Genomic DNA, 1,652 nt, shown 5'->3' on the forward strand with positions numbered 1-1,652 from the left:
CTTCGAGCAGCGTGAAGGAAAGCCCCGCGGCCTGCAGGGTCCTGGCGGCGGCAAGACCCGCCGAGCCGGCACCGATGATGACGACATCAACGTCTTGCATGCAGCCCCCTTGCCACAATAATCACTTGATCCTAGGCAAATTCCACGGCATTCGCCAGCATTGCAGCGGTGACAGTGACAAGTGCGCGTTTCGCTGGCAAGTTCGCAATTGGGACGTGATTCAGGCAACCAGGAGATCAACATGGCAATTCTTGCCAAGGGAAAGATGTTTGCAGCGGCCGTGGTGGCGGTGCTTGCGCTGGCGACGGGCGCACAGGCAGCGGCCAGCTGCGGCAAGACCGGCGCCGGCTTCGAGGCCTGGAAGCAGGATTTTGCCGCGCAGGCCAGGTCGGAAGGTGTAGGCGCCAAGGGGCTGGCCGCTCTGGCCGGGGCGAACTACGCGACCAAGACGATCTCCGTCGACCGCGGCATTCACAAGGCTTTCAGCGGCTCGGTGGACGATTTCATGCGGCGGCGCGGCGGCGCGGCGATTATTTCCAAGGGCCGGTCGCAGAAAAAGTCGAATGCGGCGCTGTTCGCCAAGATCGAAGCGAATTACGGCGTGTCGCCGGGCGTGTTGCTCGCCATCTGGGGTATGGAAACCGGCTTCGGTTCGGCCATGGGCAACCAGAACACCGTCTCTGCCATTTTGACGCTTGCCTATGATTGCCGCCGCCCGGGGTTCTTCTACCCGCATGCCATCGCAGCCCTGAAGCTGGTTGATCGCGGGGCGTTGTCAGCCTCGTCGGTCGGCGCCGCGCATGGCGAGATCGGACACACGCAGTTCCTGCCAGGAAACGTCCTGAAATATGGCGTCGGCGGCGGAAACCTGCGCGACAAGGGCACGGCGCTGGCTTCCACCGCCAACTTCCTCAAGGGCCATGGCTGGCGGGCGGGCGCGAGCGCGAGTGCGAATATGGGCGCGATTGCCGGCTGGAATTCCGCGAGCGTCTATCAGCAGGCCATCGCCCGCATCGCCACGGCGATCGACGGCGATTGACGGACCATGCACCGGGCAGAAGGGCCCCGGCCATTTCTGACTTGATCGAAAACCCGGCGCGAATGCCGGGTTTTTATTTGATTTCGAGCGTGTAGGAGCAGCCGGCCAGGGTCTTGCCGGGGTGGGACTCGACGGTCGAGACGTTAAGCTTGACGTCCGTGGAGAAGGTCAATCCTTCCGACTCTTCGGTGCTGTGGACAACGACCTTCTCGCCAAGGAATTTTTGCGGCGTGGAAAAAACGGCCATGACGTTGAGTTCTTCGGCAAGCTCCGGCGCGGCAACGCCGTCGAGCACGGCCATCGGCCCCGCAGCGGTAAACACGATCGATCCTGTCTCGCGGTTGAACACGCGGATTTTGGCCGGCAGTTCGTATTGGCTGAGAAACGGATTGCCCGAGGCAACCTCCTTCCAGCCAAGCGTTTCAACGGCGCCCGGTGCGCTGGACAGCCACAGGGCAAAGTCGTTGTAGGTCGGAACGTCCGCCCTGCACTCGATCAGCGCCGGAAGGTCGAGAGAGGCGGGGGCGAACTCCTGGCCCCCCCCCCGCGCCGCCAGAACAAACCGGGGCGGCCGGCAGCGACCCAAACCGCGCATCCGCCCCACTTTGCGCGG

Annotated in this window: 3 protein-coding genes; 1 reads left to right on the forward strand and 2 read right to left on the reverse strand. The window is 63.6% G+C overall.

Translation table 11 applies throughout. The features are described from left to right. On the reverse strand, positions 1 to 100 hold a 100-nt coding region (locus EN984_RS33725; protein WP_127384312.1), incomplete at its 3' end, for an FAD-dependent oxidoreductase. A 141-nt stretch (positions 101 to 241) separates the two neighbouring features. Between EN984_RS33725 and EN984_RS33730 the strand changes: the two genes are divergently transcribed. Beyond that, positions 242 to 1,039 carry a lytic transglycosylase domain-containing protein gene (locus tag EN984_RS33730; protein WP_127384313.1) on the forward strand — a complete coding sequence of 266 codons (798 nt, stop codon included), beginning with the start codon at positions 242 to 244 and terminating at the stop codon, positions 1,037 to 1,039. 73 nt (positions 1,040 to 1,112) lie between these two features. On the opposite strand, the gene EN984_RS33735 is transcribed toward EN984_RS33730, so the two are convergent. Beyond that, a complete protein-coding gene (locus tag EN984_RS33735; RefSeq protein WP_245480180.1) occupies positions 1,113 to 1,643 on the reverse strand; it encodes a hypothetical protein in 531 nt (176 codons plus the stop codon). Positions 1,644 to 1,652 lie beyond the last annotated feature (9 nt).

This window comes from Mesorhizobium sp. M7A.F.Ca.CA.004.12.1.1 (assembly GCF_003997835.1).
In the GTDB taxonomy this organism is placed as follows: domain Bacteria; phylum Pseudomonadota; class Alphaproteobacteria; order Rhizobiales; family Rhizobiaceae; genus Mesorhizobium.

Bases quoted from the DNA above. Each gene is read 5' to 3' on its own strand.
- EN984_RS33730 (WP_127384313.1), top strand. From the start codon at position 242: ATGGCAATTCTTGCCAAGGGAAAGATGTTTGCAGCGGCCGTGGTGGCG.